This is a genomic window from uncultured Campylobacter sp., assembly GCF_938041645.1.
In the GTDB taxonomy this organism is placed as follows: Bacteria; Campylobacterota; Campylobacteria; order Campylobacterales; family Campylobacteraceae; genus Campylobacter_B.
On record NZ_CALIST010000014.1, the window covers coordinates 46,224 to 61,587 of the forward strand.

Below are 15,364 nucleotides of genomic sequence, written 5' to 3' on the forward strand. Positions count from 1 at the left end.
ATTATTCCCCTTTATCTTTCTTAAATGACGCAATCGCCGCGTGTGCCGCTACCGCAACACCCGTGATCGCTAAAATTCCGATACCTATCTTATCTGCGGTAGCATCAGCGCCGAGCCCGCCGAAAACACTTTCATAAAGGCGATCCGCCAAAGGCTCCTCAAAAGGTCCCATATGATCCCAAAAATCAGGCTCCGAGCAGCCTATGCAGCCGTGACCAGCCTGTACCGGCCAGCTAGTGTGGGAGTTGAAGCGCTCGCGCGAGCAGTTGTTAAACGTATAAGGACCCTTGCAGCCTACTTTATAAAGGCAGTATCCGTCCTTCGCGCCCGCATCGCCGAAGCTTTCTACAAACTCGCCCGCGTCGAAATGCCCACGGCGCTCGCATAGATCATGTATTCGTAGCCCGTAAGCCCATTTCGGTCGGTTATAAACATCCAAGCTCGGAAGCGTGCCGAAAAGGATAAAATTTAGCACGTTGCCGACGATATTTTTTTCGCTAGGCGGACAGCCCGGGACGTTGATGACGGGTTTGTTTATGATTTTGTCCAAACCTACGGAGCCGGTCGGATTCGGAGCTGCGGCTTGGATACCGCCGAAGCTCGAACAGGTGCCGATCGCAAATATTGCCGCAGCGCCTTCGGCCGCGTGTTTGCAGTGCTGAGCTCCGCTCTTGCCCTCAGGACCCACGGTTAGGAAAAATTCATTCTCGCCGCTTGGGATTCCGCCCTCGACCATTAAGATATAGCGCCCCTTGTATTTTTCGATCGCGCTCTCTAAATTTTCCTCGGCTTGCCAGCCTGCGGCAGCCATTATCGTCTCGTGGTATTCGAGGCTGATGTAATCGAATATGAGGCTGTCGATAGTAGGCGTGTCGGTGCGCAGCAAGCTCTCGCTACAGCCCGTGCACTCCGCCATATGAAGCCAGATCACCGGCAGGCGATCAGCAAGCTCCGCAGCTCGAGCCACGCTAGGCGCAAATGCGGCCGGAAGCCCTAGCATCGCGGTCATCGCTCCGCTCCATTTCATAAAATCGCGCCGCGAAAAACCCTTGCTCTTAAGCCTTTCTTGTATGCTCTCCTCTGCTTTTATTCGCGGTAAACGCTCAACGGCATCAAGTCTAGCCGAAATTTGAGCTAAATCAACCATAATGTCCTCCTGCAATTTAGGATATTTTTAAATGGCATTCTATCAAAATTTAAAATTCATGCACCTTAAATTTCGTTAGATTTAATTAAAATTTTATATTTATTCGTTGTCTAATGGGTTTTAAATTTAAAAATAAAAGGCGGATTAAAATTTGCTCGGCGGGCGAAACGTTAAATTACGACGGAGAAAGCATTAAATTTTATGAAGCGGTAAAATTTATAAAGCAGTGGAATTTTATCCAAGAATTTTATAGTAGCGAAAAGCAGTTCAAGATAAAGCAGGCGTAGGTTGGATGATTTTGTGCGATACTAGCAGGCGAACTACTCGTGCGCCGCAGCGAAGTATTTTTGCAAAATCATCCGTTAAATTTTAGAAAATTTCCAAAGATCAGCTTACCAATCTCGTTGCATCTTGGATATTGATGTTTAGTCCAAGCTGCTCGTTGCTTAGCCCAAGAGCAAGACCTACCAGCTGAGATAGGTGGATGATCGGCTTTCTTGCTTTAGAATTCGTCGCTTCTTGGTATCGCTCCTGATAGATATCAAGCTGCATCTGGCATAGCGGACAAGGCGTAACTACGACGTCCGCTCCATGCTCGGCAGCGTCATTTACGATCTCGCTTGACATTTTAGATACCGATTTTACCGCAGGATAGCTAGCGTGAAAGCCGCAGCAATCAAGGCGTTTTTCAAAAGGCACTATCTGAGCGCCGAGAGCCCCAACTACCGCTTCAAAGCTTTTTGGATTGGTCGAGCTTTCTTTCTTAAGCTCGCGCTCCGGTCTTAATGAGTGGCAGCCGTAAAATAGAGCTACTTTTAAATTTGAAAGCGGTCTAACAACCTTGGCTTTTAGCGTGTCTAAATTCTGATATAGCACCCAAAGCAGGCTCGTTATCTCGGTGCTTCCCTGATACTGCATACCGCCCTCTTTTAAAAAGGTATTGATATAGCTTTTTGCCCCCTTATCTAGAGTAAGTTTAGCCTTGGTTAGAGTTAGCATACAGGTGGAGCAGGTAGTTAGCAGAGGCATATTCATACCCTCGGCTAGCGCGATGTTTCTGGCATTAGCTACTAGGCTTGCCATAGGATCGACGCATTGAGCTTGACTAGCCCCGCAGCAGCTCCAGCCTTTTATCTCATGAAGTTTAATACCCAGCACCGGAGCGATCGCTTCAAGTGAAATTTTAGATTCCTTTGCAGCTTGACTTAAAACGCAACCCGGGAAAAATGCAAATTCGTTATTCATCCTCTCCTCCTTATTCTATCTCGCCGCTAGCTTGAGCCTTGCGTGCGGCCTCTATCATCTTAACGAGCTGCGCATGACCCTCGATCTCCTCTTCGCCAAAAGCATGAAGAGGATTCATCTTGCCCGCAGCCATTAAATTTGCCGCTACGTCCATCTTGCCCATATTTGCAAATACGCCTTCGCTTCTTAGAGCAAGCTTGATCTCGTTTAATCTTCCGCTTCCCTCTACGATATCTAGCAGGAATGCCTCGGCATGACCAGGGCCGCTTCCTGCAGTTAAGCCCTTTTTCATCGCTAGAGCGCGAAGTGCGGTGATATCGCTTTGAGCGCTTATGCCTTTAGGACAGCGATCGACGCACTCTTGGCAGTGCACGCATAGCCATAATCCGTTTAGAACCGCAGGCTTTAGATGAGGCATAGCGTCCTTGCTTCTTGAATCAAACGCGGCGCGGTTAGCATGCGTAAAAACAAAGGGCTGCATATAATCGCTCGCGTCAGCTTCTAGCTTATTGCATTCGCTAGCGCAACATCCGCAAAGGATGCAATCCCACTGCTTTTTGACGCGCTCCATCTGCTCCGGGCTTTGCTTACAGCCCTTCTCGGCGCTAAATTCTTTCTTAGGCGTAATGGTCGGTTTGATCTTTCTTAGATTCTCGATACTAGGCTCCCAGTCCACCACTAGATCCGAAATCACTGGGAAATTATTTAGCGGCGAGATCGTAAAGCTATCAGGGTTTTCATACTCCGCAAGCAAAGCCTCCATCTTGGTATCGCAGGCGAGATATGAGTGCCCGTTTACCCTCACGGCACAGGCTCCGCATATCGCCATACGACAAGCTGCGGTAAAATTTAAAGTGATGTCTAAATTTTGCTTAATAAATTGCAAAACTCCAAGCAGGGTCTTTCCTTTGATCTGCTCCAAACTTAACTCGTAGGCTTGCTTATAATTTTTGCTTCCGTCGAAGCGGTCTATGATAAATTTCATTGAGGTTTCCTTCCGTCAAGAGAGAATTCCGTAACGACGACCTCTTTGTAGCCCAAGCTTAGCTCGCCTGCGTCGTTCATCGTCACGATACTGTGTTTTAAGAAATTTTTATCGTCGCGCTTCGGATAGTCCTCTCTGGTATGCGCGCCGCGGCTTTCCAGCCTCTTTTGCGCAGCCAAACACGCACAACGCGCAAGCAGGATTAAATTTCCAAGCTCGACGTAGTCGGTAAATGCGGTATTCATAACTGGATTTGCATCCGCAACGTGCAGCTCGTCGTAGCGCGCTTTGATACCCTCTAAATTTTGCGAAAGCAGATCGAGCTTTTCGCCGGTTCTAAAGATACCCATATTATCCCAAAGCTGCGCGCCTAGCTCTTCGCGCAACTCATACATCTCGTTTGCCTTGCCCGAGCCGTTTGCGATCTGCTTAAATTTAGCCTGCCATTTTTGCGCGAGCTCGCTCGCTCTTTTACCCGAGCCGAATCCCTCCTGCTTCGCAGCATAATCCGCTGCGCCGAGTCCTGCGAGCTTGCCCGTTACGACGGCGTCGGTCAAAGAATTTCCGCCCAAGCGGTTCGCGCCGTGGATCGAGATACAAGACGCTTCGCCCGCGGTGTAAAGCCCCGAAATTTTAGTACTCATATCGTCAAATTTAGACACTTCGATGCCGCCCATCGAGTAGTGTGCGGTCGGACGAATCGGAATCGGCTCCTCGATAAGATCGATACCCTCAAACAAAATGGCGGTGTGTCTGATCTTAGGAAGGGCTTTTAAAATTTTATCTTTTCCGAGATGTCTTACGTCAAGCAGCACGTATGCACCTAGCCCCTCGCCGTAGCCCCTACCCTCGCGGATCTCGGTTTCGATCGCGCGAGCTACGACATCGCGCGGCGCAAGCTCCATCTTTTCGTGGTAGTTTTTCATAAAGCGCTCGCCTTTGTTATTGAGCAGATATCCGCCCTCGCCGCGCGCAGCTTCGGTAATGAGTGCGCCGCCGCTTTTGATACCGGTCGGATGAAACTGCACCATCTCCGGATCGCTAAATCCAAGACCCGCGCGAAGTGCTGCTGCGATACCGTCGCCGGTAGCGATATAAGGCACCGAGGTGCGGTTGTAAAACATCCTCGTATATCCACCCGTTGCGATTACCAAGGCTTTGCAAAGCACGGGATAAAAATCGCCGGTTTGGATATTTCGAAGCACGACGCCCTCGCATTTGCCGTCAGGAGCGCTGATCTCAAGCAACTCGTGATCGATTAAAAATTTCACGCCGTTGCTGACCGCATCGTCAAAACAGGCGTGCATCAGGATATGACCCGTCTTATCGGCGGAGTAGTTGCATCGTTTTTTAGACGCGCCGCCCATAAAGCGCTGTGCTACGCCGCCCGGGACGCCGCTTTCTTTGCCGTCCACGCCGCCGCTAGCGTTTCTGGAAAACAGCGTACCGATGTAATCCATCTCGGCAATCGTAGGGCCCGCAAGCTCGCAAAATTTAATCGCGGCGTCCTGATCTACGAGATATGCGCCGCCCTTTACGGTGTCGTAGGCGTGAAGCTTGTATGAATCGCCGCCACTGAAGCTCGTAACGCCGTTGATACCGCCTTCCGCCATACAGGTCGCGTTGCGCGAAGGCATCATCTTCGTAGCCACGACTACGCTAAGATTTGGATTACTCTTTCTTACCGCTACGGCTGCACGCAAACCCGCGCCTCCCGAGCCGATAACAAGTACGTCCACACTAGGAAGGCCGCCTTCGTTGCCGCCGCCTCCGCTTTTACTTTTGTCGGTATCCACGCAGCCGCTAAGGCTAAGCGCGCCGACGCTGATACAGGCGGATTTCAAAAAATCGCGTCTGTTGAAATTTGATTCGCTCATTTTCCTCTCCATTTGAGAAATTCTTAGCTTAAGTTTAAAGTTCTAAACTAAAAGCGTAATTTTAGTTTCATTTTTAACATAAGTCAAATATTATTTAGTGTATCATTTCATAAGAATTAAATTATCAATTGGAGAGGCTAAATGAATTTGCATCGCATGGAGCTAGTATTAAAAGTAGCAGAATTCCGTAGCTTTACTAAGGCTGCCGAGGCACTTAAAATCCCGCAACCGTCGCTATCACAGAGCATTTTATCACTGGAACGTGAGCTTGGAACGCAGCTTTTTAACCGCACGAGTAATCCCATTTCGCTTACGCACGCGGGAAAAATTTATGCTAGTAAAGCCAAAGTCATTTTTGACGCCATAAACGACCTAAAAAACGATATCTCTGAAATAAGCGGCGTAAAAAATGATAAAATTCGCATCGGTTTTTCGCAAAACGGCTATAATCTACTGCCGTCGCTACTACCGATGTTTTGCAAGAAATTTAAGGATTCGGATCTACAAATCACGCAGTTTTCTTCTGCGCTTAGTATTCGCGAAATGCTACTTCAAGGTGATCTTGATGTCGGTATGGTGATACTGCCCATCGATATGAGCGGGCTTGACGGGGTTAAAATTCTAACGCAAAAAACCTATGTCGCTCTAAGCTCCACCCATCCGCTCTCGCTTGAGTTTAAAAACGAATCTGTTCCCAAAATTGACATTTCGCGCTTAAAAGAGGAAAGATTCATCCTGCCTAATCAAAGCCTAAGAAGCGCCGAGCAGATAGATGCATTTTTTGCTGCTGCGGGATTTGCGCCGAAAGTGCTGTGCCGCACGGAGACCTTTGATATCGCCAATGCTATCGTCGCAAGTGGCGTGGGAGCGTGCTTTAGCATACCGCAGATGATAAAAGAGGATAAAGCAGGCAGGATAAAGCTCTTTGACGTAGGCGCGCGCGAGCTCGATAATACGCTGATAATTGCCTACAAAAAAGGCAAACGTCTAAACCATCTAGCGCAGGCATTTATCAAAACTGCACGTAAAATTTCTAATGAAATTTAACGCAACGATAAATGATAGATTGAGCTTTTGCAGCACTTTGCCTCTCTACTAGCTTTTACATAAAATTTTATAGCAGATTTCGCCCGAGCTTAGGTAAAATTTCAAACTAAGCTTAAATTAGAATTTTGCCAATAGAATTTTTTATTGCTAAAATTTCACTCACAATTTACGACGAAATTTAGCGCAAAATTCTAATTTTTCACTCCGCTTAAAATATCCAAATCCTTGTTATACACCTTGGTATCTACTTCAAAAATTCCAAGCAGCGTATGAAAAAGATTATCGTGCGAAAAAGCGTCGTCCTTATGCGATTTAAGTACGCTTAGATCATATCTTTCGCGCATTTTTCCCTCACCTAGCCAAACGATAGCGCCGATATGCTTTTGCGCCTCGGGAGCGAAAAGATAGGGCATACCGTGCAGATAAACGCCGCCCTCGCCGAGGCTCTCGCCGTGATCGCTCATATAGATCATCGCCGTTTCGTGCGTCTTAGAATACGGTTTTAAAAAATTTATAACCCTACTTAAAAAATAATCCGTGTATAAAATCGCGTTATCGTAGGCATTTGAAATTTCTTGCTGCGAGCAGTTCTCAAGCTCGTTATCGCGGCAAACGGGGCTAAATTTTTCAAATTCTTTCTTATAGCGCTTAAAATACGCAGGCCCGTGATTGCCCATCTGATGCAGCACGATTAATACGTCTTTGCCCGCGCTTTCGGCGACAAATTTATCAAGCCCCGCAAGCATCCCCTCATCCCTGCACTCCACATCGCAGATCGGATTATTTTGCGGAATTTTAAAATCCTGATATTTTACGCGCAGCGCCACACCCTTGGAATCTGAATTATTATCGCGCCACAAAATCGCCATGTCATCAGCGCGGCTTAGTACGTCCAATACGTTTTGCTCCTCCGCAGCCTTTTCGACGCTAAATTCCTCTCGATTTAGCAGCGAAAACATGCACGGCACGCTTTGCGCCGTCGAAGTGCCGCAAGAATGGGTATTGCTTAGGCTTACGACACCCTGCTCTTTGGCTAGTAGCGGATTAGTATCTCGCTCGTAGCCGTTTAGCGAAAATCTATCCGCTCTCGCCGCTTCGCCCACGACTACGACGACGAGCTTTTTTGGGCTTGTAGAATTTTCATCGATATGCGCGTCCATAGCGATTTGCATCAGAGGCTGTGAGCCCTGCTTTTTAGATTTCGCGGCAAATTTAACGCCGCTGTAGATCCAATATCCGGGATTTGCGTAGCTGCGTAAAATTTTATGCTCTCTGAAAAATGACGCGTAGTATTTGCTAAATCCAAAAAGCAGCGCCGCGATGATCACTATGCAAATGCCCGCTGTTTTGAGCTTAGCTAAAATTTCAAATTTAAGCGGACGGTAGCTAACGTGCGAGCGAGCAATCAGCACGCAGGGTAAGACGCCCAGCACCAGCACATAAATCGCCAGTCGCAGACTGAAAAGATCCGCGGACTCGGCAAAGTTCGTCTGGGCTGCGTTACGTATCATCTCAGAATCGATTACGACGTTATAGCTATCCATAAAATACGCTGTAAACGACGAAATAAAAAAGCAGATCATCAAAATCGGCTTGGTCGTATAACGCGAGCTAAAAATCGTAAAAAATAGCGTCAAAAAAGCGATCAAAGCCGCCATGTCGCAGACAAAATAGATAAAATTTAGCCCCGAGATTCCGTAGGCATTTATGATATTTTTAAAAAACGAGAAGTTAAAAAATGCCACAAAAGCAAGCGAGCTTAGAAAAATAAGCTTCTGCTGTGACGGATTTTTAAAAAAGCTAGGCACCAAGCGTTCCTTGAGATAAAATTTCAAGTTGAAATTTTACGGCGTTTTGGTAAATGCTCGGAAATTCCGCGCTTCGTATCTCACAAATCGCAGCAAAATTTTTGTGAAATTTTAAATACACATGCAGTATTTCGGCGCAAAGCACGCACCGCTACTCCGTGCCGAAATTTAACAAAGCACGCGTTTACGCCCGCTTCGTGCCGAAATTTCGCAGGTGCTAAATTTAAGCCCCGATTGTTTCGCCCGCGATCATTCCGAAAACCATACAATCAAGGATCGCGTAGGTTCCGAGCCTGCTCGCGCCGTGCACGCCGCCGGTTACCTCGCCCGCAGCCCAAAGCCCTGGGATCGGCTCGTGAGTAAGGCTCGAGATGACCTGAGCTTTGGTGTTGATCTCAAGTCCGCCCATCGTGTGGTGCACCTTCGGCATCGTGCGGCTTGCGTAAAACGGCGGTTTGGAAACGTCGATGCCGTCCAGTTTATCGACAACCTTGCCGAATTCCGGATCTTTGCCAGCTTTGACGTAAGAGTTATAATCCGCGACGGTCTTTAAAAACGGCTCCAGCGGCAAGTTATAAGCCTTCGCAAGCTCCTCTAACGTGTCAAATTTCTTCACGACACCCGCTTCCAGCGGCCTTGATGTATAGACCGGGTTACGCGCGGCGACGGCTTGAGAGTCGCAGACGTTTACCGGATAGTTGTCGTTTTTCTCGCTCTCGCCGATAACCTTAAAGCAGGCGTCCGCCTTGATCTTGCGCCCTGCATGCTCGTCCATAAAGCGCTTGCCCGTCTTTGGATCAACGGTAAGACCATAGGTGTTGCAGCAGTGGTTGGTGAAATTTACCGCAGCGCCGAAGCCCTTTTCATCGGGCGAGCAATATGGAAGGAACTGAATCCACGACGTAAGAAGCGTAAATGCGCCGATTCTATTTGCCGCTAGCATCGCTCCCGCCGAGCTTCCCGGATGGTTGGTGCTGTCTATGCTAGGCACTACGCGCGGATCTTGGATCTGGCGGTACCATAGATCGCGTCCGTATCCGCCCGAAGCCAGCAAAACGCCGTCTTTAGCTTTGTAGCTCTTTTTCTCGCCGCTTTTATTTTCCAGATCGTCGCTAAAGAGTTTCGGATCAAATTTATACTCCTCGCGAGCTTCTACACCAACGACACGACCGCTGTCGTCCACGATGAAATCATCAAATTTCGTGCGGGTTTTGATCGTGACGTTAGGATCGTTTTGAAGTTTACCCATCATCGGCTGGATGTAGCCCGAACCTGAGCCGTTGGTCGATTGTAAGCTTCTTGCGACGCTATGACCGCTCTCAAAGATCAGCTTGTCGCTAAATTCCGCTCCGCAGCCTACCAGAAGATCTACCGCATCGTTGCTGCGATCAAACATTACGCCCAAAAGATCGGTATGATTGAGCCCGAGTCCGTCTTTTACGGCATCGGCGATAAAAAGCTCCTTGCTATCTTTGATACCTTGTGCGACTTGAAATTTATTCATCGGAGCCGCCATATTTCCGCCGTTGATGACGGAATTTCCGCCCGCGCGACCCATCTTTTCTAAGATAAGCACTTTTTTGCCACGCCCGCTAGCCTTAATCGCCGCGGCAAGTCCCGCAAAACCGGTGCCTATGATGACGATGTCGTATTCCTCGTCGAATTTGACGTCCTTGGCGTTTTGCGCCGCGGCTGCGCTACTAGCTCCCAGCGCAAGTGCCCCCGCACCCACTGCGCTAATCTTTAAAAAACTACGTCTTGATACGTCTTGCATTTGCAACTCCTTTAATTGAAAGTGTATATTTAAAAGAAATGATAACTCGAATTTAAAGGTAAGTCAAATAGAATAACGTTATAAATAGATAGTAAAAAGCTATGAAATATAAGCGTCAATATAAAATTTTGAAATTCGGCGGACGGACGGGATTGAAATTTTAAAATTTTATCAGGCGTTCGTTTGCAAAATGCTTGTGAACACAAAAGCGCGCTCGGTACGAAAATCGCAATAAATGCAAAATCCGCGCCGAGCTTTAAAATTGCTACGCCTTAGCGAGCGACCTTAAATTTAAGCGTTTGCAGATCGTAGTTATTTACCTGCTCGTATTGCATATCCTCGATAGAGATCGCAGGAAGCGCGCACGAACCTGCCATAATCACGTTTATCGGAGTATAGATGACGCCGCTGCTATTCTCTCCGTCTCGCGGATCATAATAGAAATAGCCGCTTTTTGGGAAGCGAAGCACTCGGTCATACAGATACTCCGTGTGTTCTAGTGCCACGCTGTCTTGCATGCCCTCGACTCTAGCCTGCGCAGCCGAGCCTAGGCGCTCATTGACCGCCTCAAAGCAGCTAGGCATCGCCTCATCGATTACGAAATTATACAGATAATAATTCGCTCGCCAGCTGATCTTAGAGTAAATTTTCTGCCCTACTTTAAGCCTATTTAGATCGACTATGTTGCCGCGAGCATCTGTAAATTCACGATAAATTTCAATCCTCTTGCTATCCATAGAATGAGCGTTTAGACTCTGTATGCTCAAAGCCTCATGCTTTAAAGGCGCGCTTTCATATCCAAAGCCAAGAGCGGTAAAAAATAGCTCGCCGTTGCCGCTAATCGGCGTAAATTCTATCGAGCCGTCTTTAACCGCCAGTTTGGTATCCAGCGGCGAATTGAAATTTTTCGCCTCGCCGTCGTATTTTAATGCAAAATGGGCTTCTTTTTTCGAATCCTTAAAATACTCATCAAATCCGCGTATTACGCTTGCTCGCTCCTGCGTATTGTTTATATTTTTTAGATCGCGAATGATCGTATCGACCGTGCGAGCCGTGCTATCATCTTTGATGCCAGCCTTGCCAAATGCGTAGAGCTTAAAGGCAGCATCTCTTACGTCGCTAGCAAATGTCAAACCCGCTCCATTATCAGCGTAATCGTAATTCGCCTCATCTATTTTTTCGAGCATAAATTCAAACTCAGTCGTCATATTGTGCTTCTTAAGTATCGCAGCCAAGGCAATGCTAGCCATAGGCGAGTCTTTATAAAGATCGTTGTCGTAAACGAAATTTATCTCATCATCATTGAGCTTGCCGTATTGATCTAGCACGAAATCCGCGTATATGCGGAGCGTATCCTGATCTTTGTAGCTTGATTTTAGCGCGCTAAAAATTAGCGATCTTTGCTTATTGCTAAGGAATTTATAGCGCGCGTCAAGCTCTAGTAAAACGTCGCTTGCGTAAATCGAAGCGTAGTAATTAGTAACGCCGTGAGCACTCCAGTAGCCGAAATCGCCGTTAGGTTTGAGGCGAGATAAAATTCTACTTGCATACTCGTTTACGCGGTTAGTTAAGGTTTTATTGGAGTCTTTGCGTGCGACATAATCAACCGCTATCATTCTTGAAGCAAGCTGTTCGGTGCAGCCGTAAGGATAGAGATATAGCTCGTCCGCTAGGCTAAAAGCATTAGGCGTAGCGCTGATGTGAGTATAAATTTCTTTATAGCTCGGATCGATTTTGAGCGTTACCGGCTTATCGCCGTAGCTTACGTGAAATAGCTTCGAGCGCGGGAACTGGCTGATTATGTCAAATTCTACATCGTTGCTAAATTTCTGCCCGTTTGCGTCAAGATCAAATTTAATGTTTGCATCCGCAATATCAAGTGCGCTCGCGGTGAAGTTCGTATGCTTGACCTCAAGCGGTTTGAGCGTGAAATTTGCCTCGCCGCCGCTTATAGCAACCGAAGGAGATGAGCTGATTTTCAAGACCGCATTTTGCTCCTTATCGGTGGTGTTTATGAGCGTTAGCGGCACGGAAATTTCATCGCCGCGTACCATGTAGGTTAGATCTGCTGGTTTTATGATCACGTCGTCTCGAACCTTAGCTTCGACGTTTGCCGAGCCGATCGTAGCCGCCTCTCCGATAGCCATGGCGCTTAGTCGGATCGTGGAGTTAAAATTTTTCGGCATCGCAAGCTCAAATTTCGTCTCGCCGTTTGCATCCGCTTTTGCGATCAGCATTTTGATAAATTTTTTCTGCTTTTTGTTTTCGACCGGGCTTAAATTTCGTTTAGCTTTCGCCATCACGCCGTCGCCGCCGAAGCTTAGCTCTTTAGCAGTAGTTTGATACACACTAAGATCATCGTAAATGTCAAAGTACCGCAGCGCAAAATACGCGCTAACGTCAAACGCCTTAAATGCATCAAGCTCCTCTTGTGAGACGATATCTAAAATTCCAAGATCGACTGCGTAGAGCACCACTTTGGAATTTGGCTCGCTTTTTACGCTGATCTGCGCGTTTTGCCCATTTTTGTAGCTTTTCTCGGCTAGGATTTGCACGTTAGCCTTGTGCGAGCTCGCATCTAGCGCCACCGGCACGTTTGCATAGGCGCGAAGCGGCATCGCAGCGGGTGTCGCAGCGCGCGCGATTACAGCGTTGATGTGTCCGCCGACGAAATTCTCCGGCACACTAAGCTCAAATTCCGCGCTACCGCCTTTTATGGATAGAATTTTATAGTCGTAAACCCGCTCTCCTACGAGCGAGATATTTAGCACGCCGCTTTCTACCGGCGAATTGATGACGCCTTTAATTTTATCTCCAGCTTTAACCTTGTCGCTTGCGAGTTTGATTTTAGCGCTTTGCACGTCTTTGGCATTTACCCGTCCATAATATCCCCAGCCGCTTACATCCACGCGCACGCCAGCACTCGCGCCGCTTGAGTAATCGTTTGCGACGATTAGATAATTGCCACCGTTTTGGAATTTGTACTCAAACTCGCGCGCATCGGTGCTAACGGCGCTTACGAGATTAAAGCTTTCTTGCTCGACGTATCTGTTGCCGTCATAAACGTAAGTAAAATCGTCGCGGTAAATTTCAACGTCGATCTTGCCTTTGACGTCGGTTTTAGTTTTGGAATCTAGTAGCGCAAAGCCGAATTTTACGCTATCTCCGCTTGAAATGAAATCCTTGCTCGCGCGAATTCCTACGATACGATCATAAGGCAGATAGCTTAGGTTGCGATATGCACTTACGTTTTTACCCTCCTCGGTTACGCTGAAATTTAGTAGAATATTTATGGCGTTAGAGACATTAAGATCAGCTGCTGCTGGCGAGAGTGCAAGCTCCTTTTTACCGGCGGGGCTTAGCGTAAATTCTGCCCTACGAAGCTGCGTAGCGCCCTTTTTCTTTAAGCGATCGTTTAGAAACGAAAAGCCCTCGTAGCCTTTAATTTTTAGCTCTTTTTCATAGGCGTTTGCTTCCAGCGAGCCTTTCAAATCTCCGGCCGGCGCGCCTGCAAGATAGTTTGAGCTTAGCTTTAAAGTTATGATCTCATCCGCGCCGTATTCGTCTTTAGCAGTTAAAATTTCATTTTTGATGCGGTTTGGGACGAAATTTTCTACGCTGAAGCTTTTAGAAGCGATGATTTTGTCCTCATAGATGAGATCCAGGCGGTAAGTGCCGCTTTTCTCGCCCATGAGCTCGTCTATTTTAACGCTGCCGAACTCATCGGTGTTTTGCGCGCGCGTGATGACCACAGTGCCGCTAGGATCGTAAATTTTAAATTTAATCGGCGTATTCTTTAAAGAGCTAAAATCGCGATTTTTCATCACGATCGTGCCTAAAAGCCGCTCATTCGGGCTTATCAGCTCGCTTGCAAGATAAACAAACGGACGCTTTGCAGTAATCGTTTTCTCTACGCTTGCTACGGCGTTATTAAATAGCACGAACGCATGCTCATCCCCCTTGCTAATCTCGATAGAGCGCGGATTTTTGGCTAGAATTTCCATATTTTCTAATCGCAAAATTCCATCTCCGTCCGTTTTATCCTCTGCAATTAGCTCGTTTTTATCGCTGTAAATTTTAACCTTCGCTCTGCTTAGATCCTCGCCATTACTAAGCCTAGAAGTATAAATTAGCGCACCGCGCTCAAGCAGCACCACTTGAGCCGTAATGTCGCTAAGATAGGCTACGCGCGAAACCTCTTGCATCTTTTCGCCCACTTTGTAAAACGCCGTGATTTTATAAATTCCATCCTCGTAGCCTTTAAAATCCATCGCGATTTTATGCTCCGCGACGGCGTTTTTAGCGCCTCCTATATCAAAGCTCTTAACCGCGATCTCGCTAGCTAGCCCACCTACACTATCTTCGTTGCTTTCAAAGTTTAAAAAATACCTAAAATTTTGCTCAGGAACTTTGGCAATCGAAATTTTAACCTCATTTACGTTTGAGCTTTTAAAAGCTAACGAAGCGGATTTTGGGATGAAATTTTTCTCGTCGCTAAAGGCTACGAAAGGCAGCCTGTCGCCCATTTTTACGCTTTGCTTGATCTCGTCACGCAAAATATATGAGCTATCTCCGAAGCCCTTTAGCAGCCTAATCTCGTAGCTTTTATTCGGCATAAACTCGTCGCTTACTATATCTGCATAGTAGTAACATGAAGGATCGTCGCTTCCGCCATCCTCTTCATCTTCGTCATAATAATAATATCGCGGCTGAGTGAGGCTAAATTTACTCACGCCTACGATTCTTACGTATTTGGCGGACAGCTCGTCCATATAGTTAGGGAAACACACTCTAGCCGCGAGTGAGCCGTCTTTTAGAGCCGCAGGGCGGATCTGCACGCCGCTTAAATTTGAAGCGTTAATGCTATCATTAAAAGGCTCCTCGTCTGTGCGCAGCTCCACTGGATTTTGCAACTTTGCGCCCGCTTTTGAGGTGAGGGATTCTATTTGCAATACGACGTTTTGCGCCTTAGGATCGAAGCTGAATAAAAAATTCCTATCATCGTGCGAGCTAAGCTCATAGGATATATCGTTTTGGGCTAAATTCTGCGCGCGGTAAATTCTAGTCGCTTGCTGTAGCGCGTCCTTGCTAACTGCATCGTTAAATTTAATTGCCACTAGCCCCGGACGCAGAAGCGCGATATGCTCGGTGCTAAAAGGCTCTGTCTCGAACTCAAAGCGCACCCCGCGCGCCTCGCACGAATAATTAACCCCGGCGCTAAGCATCGGCTTTGGATAAAGCCTGATTGAGCTCTCGCTCACGCTTTCGTAGGTGCCCGTGATTTTGGGAGTGCATTTTAAGATCTGCTTTTGCGTGACACTAAATCCACTGCCGTCCACCCCGCTAATCTCGTAAGCCCCGCTAGCGTATTTGATCTCTACGCCTGCGGCAAAGCTAGCCAAAGCGCAAAATAGCGCTGCGCTTAGTAGTTTTGTCTTCATAAAATTCCTTTGCAAAAATTTTACGAAATTATATACAAAT

At 47.2% G+C, this 15,364-nt stretch carries 8 protein-coding genes; 1 reads left to right on the forward strand and 7 read right to left on the reverse strand.

Annotated features, from left to right (window positions below):
- Position 1: 1 nt before the first annotated feature.
- The 4 genes from Q0600_RS01920 to sdhA form a co-directional block, all read right to left on the reverse strand.
- Positions 2 to 1,147 (reverse strand): hydrogenase small subunit, encoded by a 1,146-nt coding sequence (locus Q0600_RS01920; protein WP_298756289.1) that lies wholly within the window; start codon positions 1,145 to 1,147, stop codon positions 2 to 4.
- Between the two features lie 387 nt (positions 1,148 to 1,534).
- Positions 1,535 to 2,392, reverse strand: a complete 858-nt coding sequence (gene sdhE, locus Q0600_RS01925; protein WP_298756292.1) for an 8-methylmenaquinol:fumarate reductase membrane anchor subunit — start codon at positions 2,390 to 2,392, stop codon at positions 1,535 to 1,537.
- A 10-nt stretch (positions 2,393 to 2,402) separates the two neighbouring features.
- Positions 2,403 to 3,377, reverse strand: a complete 975-nt coding sequence (gene sdhB, locus Q0600_RS01930; RefSeq protein ID WP_298756296.1) for an 8-methylmenaquinol:fumarate reductase iron-sulfur subunit — start codon at positions 3,375 to 3,377, stop codon at positions 2,403 to 2,405.
- The gene (gene sdhA, locus Q0600_RS01935) at positions 3,374 to 5,254 is read right to left on the reverse strand and encodes an 8-methylmenaquinol:fumarate reductase flavoprotein subunit (RefSeq protein ID WP_298756299.1); all 1,881 of its coding nucleotides are present in this window, start codon (positions 5,252 to 5,254) and stop codon (positions 3,374 to 3,376) included. Before sdhA ends, sdhB begins: the two co-directional genes overlap by 4 nt.
- 156 nt (positions 5,255 to 5,410) lie before the next feature.
- On the opposite strand from sdhA, the gene Q0600_RS01940 reads away from it, so the two are divergent.
- Complete coding sequence (locus Q0600_RS01940; protein ID WP_298756302.1) at positions 5,411 to 6,301, forward strand: LysR family transcriptional regulator; 891 nt, start codon at positions 5,411 to 5,413, stop codon at positions 6,299 to 6,301.
- A gap of 191 nt (positions 6,302 to 6,492) precedes the next feature.
- On the opposite strand, the gene Q0600_RS01945 is transcribed toward Q0600_RS01940, so the two are convergent.
- From Q0600_RS01945 to Q0600_RS01955, 3 genes are all read right to left on the reverse strand, one after another.
- The gene (locus Q0600_RS01945) at positions 6,493 to 8,109 is read right to left on the reverse strand and encodes a phosphoethanolamine--lipid A transferase (RefSeq protein WP_298756304.1); all 1,617 of its coding nucleotides are present in this window, start codon (positions 8,107 to 8,109) and stop codon (positions 6,493 to 6,495) included.
- Positions 8,110 to 8,332: 223 nt separating this feature from the next.
- Positions 8,333 to 9,883 carry a flavocytochrome c gene (locus tag Q0600_RS01950; protein ID WP_298756306.1) on the reverse strand — a complete coding sequence of 517 codons (1,551 nt, stop codon included), beginning with the start codon at positions 9,881 to 9,883 and terminating at the stop codon, positions 8,333 to 8,335.
- Positions 9,884 to 10,155: 272 nt separating this feature from the next.
- The gene (locus Q0600_RS01955) at positions 10,156 to 15,324 is read right to left on the reverse strand and encodes an alpha-2-macroglobulin family protein (RefSeq protein ID WP_298756308.1); all 5,169 of its coding nucleotides are present in this window, start codon (positions 15,322 to 15,324) and stop codon (positions 10,156 to 10,158) included.
- Positions 15,325 to 15,364: the final 40 nt, after the last annotated feature.

Coding starts and splice junctions, on each gene's coding strand:
- Q0600_RS01920 (WP_298756289.1), bottom strand. CDS start 1,147: ATGGTTGATTTAGCTCAAATTTCGGCTAGACTTGATGCCGTTGAGCGT.
- sdhE (WP_298756292.1), bottom strand. CDS start 2,392: ATGAATAACGAATTTGCATTTTTCCCGGGTTGCGTTTTAAGTCAAGCT.
- sdhB (WP_298756296.1), bottom strand. CDS start 3,377: ATGAAATTTATCATAGACCGCTTCGACGGAAGCAAAAATTATAAGCAA.
- sdhA (WP_298756299.1), bottom strand. CDS start 5,254: ATGAGCGAATCAAATTTCAACAGACGCGATTTTTTGAAATCCGCCTGT.
- Q0600_RS01940 (WP_298756302.1), top strand. CDS start 5,411: ATGGAGCTAGTATTAAAAGTAGCAGAATTCCGTAGCTTTACTAAGGCT.
- Q0600_RS01950 (WP_298756306.1), bottom strand. CDS start 9,883: ATGCAAGACGTATCAAGACGTAGTTTTTTAAAGATTAGCGCAGTGGGT.
- Q0600_RS01955 (WP_298756308.1), bottom strand. CDS start 15,324: ATGAAGACAAAACTACTAAGCGCAGCGCTATTTTGCGCTTTGGCTAGC.